This is a genomic window from Methylobacterium sp. WL103 (assembly GCF_008039885.1).
Taxonomy (GTDB): Bacteria; Pseudomonadota; Alphaproteobacteria; order Rhizobiales; family Beijerinckiaceae; genus Methylobacterium; species Methylobacterium cerastii.
Map to the genome: position 1 here is coordinate 1 of NZ_VRUX01000705.1, position 1,943 is coordinate 1,943.

Here is a 1,943-nt window from a genome sequence, read left to right on the forward strand (position 1 = left end):
TCGACACCCTGCTCGAGGCCAGCCGCCGGGGGGCAGGCGGCGGCAGGCCTCGAGCAGGGTGTCGACGCCCTTCGACGCCTCGATCCGGCCCATGTAGCCGAAGGTGATCCCATCCGAGGGCAGGGCGCGCGGGGCCGGCGGCGACCCCGCCTCGATCGGGTTCCAGATCACCTGCCGCAGGGCCTCCGGCACGTCGCGGAAGTACCCGGCCGCGAGGTGGCGGGCCAGGATGTCCGCGCCGACGCCGACCACCGCCTCGACCGGGCGCTGGCAGACCCGGTGCAGCAGCGCGTAGGCGCGGCACTTGGCGTGCTGCCGTTGGCAGGCCCGGCCGTCGCGCACCATCGCGCCGTTGCTGCACAGGCTCGTGAAGTCGTGCAGCGTGTGGACGACCGGAACCCCGAGGCGGCGCAGCATCGGCCAGATCCGCGGGGTCAGCTCCGACAGGGAGTGGGTGTTCACCACGTCGGGGGAAAAATCGCGGACCGCCGCCTCCATCGCGGCGAGCGTGCGCCCGTCCCACTGCACGGCGAGCTTGTAGCGCAGGCGGTCGAGCCGTCCGTGCTCGGCCCAGTCGAGGACGTGGAACGGCGTCCCGTGGCCGAGGCGGTAGATCGTCGCCGCGTCCGACCGCTCGGGCGGCTGGGCCCGGCGCGACAGGCAGGCGACGCCGACCTGCGCCCCGAGGCCCGCCTGCATCCGCACGAGGGTCTCCACCATCAGCTCCGCCCCGCCGACCTGTTCGGGCTGAAACAGCGAGGTGATGTGGAGAATACGCATCTGTTCGATCTGGCGGTGCTAGATCGACCCTAGTGCGGGGTTATTGCCAGTCGATGAAGCGAATCCTCCTCAACATGCCGAGCCAGTTCGGGGGCAAGCCGTCGGGCGTCGCACGGGTCGCGTTCGCGCTCGTCGAAGAGCTCGTCCGGCGCCCGGACCTGGCCGTCGTGCTGCGCTCGCCCTGGACCCGCGACGCGCTCCCCGCCGCGTTCCGCGACGCCGTCGAGGTCGTGACCGTGCCGCGCCCGCGCATCATGGTCCTCGACGTTCTGGCCCAGCTCGTCACCGTCCCGGCCTGCTGCCGGCGGCACGCCATCGACGTGGTGCTGAACGTCGACCCCTACGGCGCGGGCGCCGGGGGGCGGGCGCGGGTGGTCGTGGTCCACGACCTGTACTTCCGCACGATCCCCGAGAGCGCCGGCCCGCGCGAGGCCTTCACCACCGACTGGATCTTCCGGCTGATGCTGGCGCGCAACCACGCCGTCGTCGCGGTCTCGGATGCGACCCGGCGCGACCTGGAGCATCACTATCCCGCGGCGCGCGGGCGCGTCCGCGTGATCCCGTCCGCCTCCGTGCTCGACTCCTCGGCGCTCGCCGTGATGGACCCCGCGGAGGTGGCGGGGCACTACGTGCTGGCGGTCGGAAACGCCACGCACAACAAGAACTTCGGCCTGCTCGCCGAAGCGGTGGCCGCGCTCGGGCCGAGCCATCCCGACCTCGCCGTCGTCCACGTCGGCGAGGACCCGGCCGACGCCGTCGCCGGGACGCTCCGGCGGCTCGGGGCGGCCACCCGGGTGGTCCGCCTGTCGCGCATCGACGACCGCCGGCTCGCTGCGCTCTACCGCGGCGCCCTATGCCTGTGCGTGCCGTCCTTCGCCGAGGGCTTCTGCCTGCCGGTGCTGGAGGCGCAGGCTTTGGGCTGCCCGGTGGTGTGCTCGGACCGTTCGGCGACGCCGGAGGTGGCGGGGGAGGGCGCGCTGACCTTCGATCCCAGCGACGCCGGCGCGCTGGCCGCATGCCTGCGCCGGCTCCTCGACGAGCCGGGCCTGCGCGAGGCCCTGGTCGCAAAGGGCCGCCGCAACGAGGCCCGCTACACCTGGGCCGCCACCGCCCGCGGCTACGCCGACCTGCTCGACGCCGTGCTCGCCGACGCGCCGCCCCGC

Annotated in this window: 2 protein-coding genes; one reads left to right on the top strand and one right to left on the bottom strand. The window is 73.9% G+C overall.

The window, feature by feature from the left end; all coding sequences use genetic code 11:
- A partial coding sequence (locus tag FV222_RS24460; RefSeq protein ID WP_147815857.1) for a glycosyltransferase occupies positions 1-780 on the bottom strand: 780 nt, incomplete at its 3' end.
- A 53-nt stretch (positions 781-833) separates the two neighbouring features.
- Between FV222_RS24460 and FV222_RS24465 the strand changes: the two genes are divergently transcribed.
- Positions 834-1,943 (top strand): glycosyltransferase family 1 protein (locus FV222_RS24465; protein ID WP_147815858.1); only part of this gene is annotated, 1,110 nt, incomplete at its 3' end.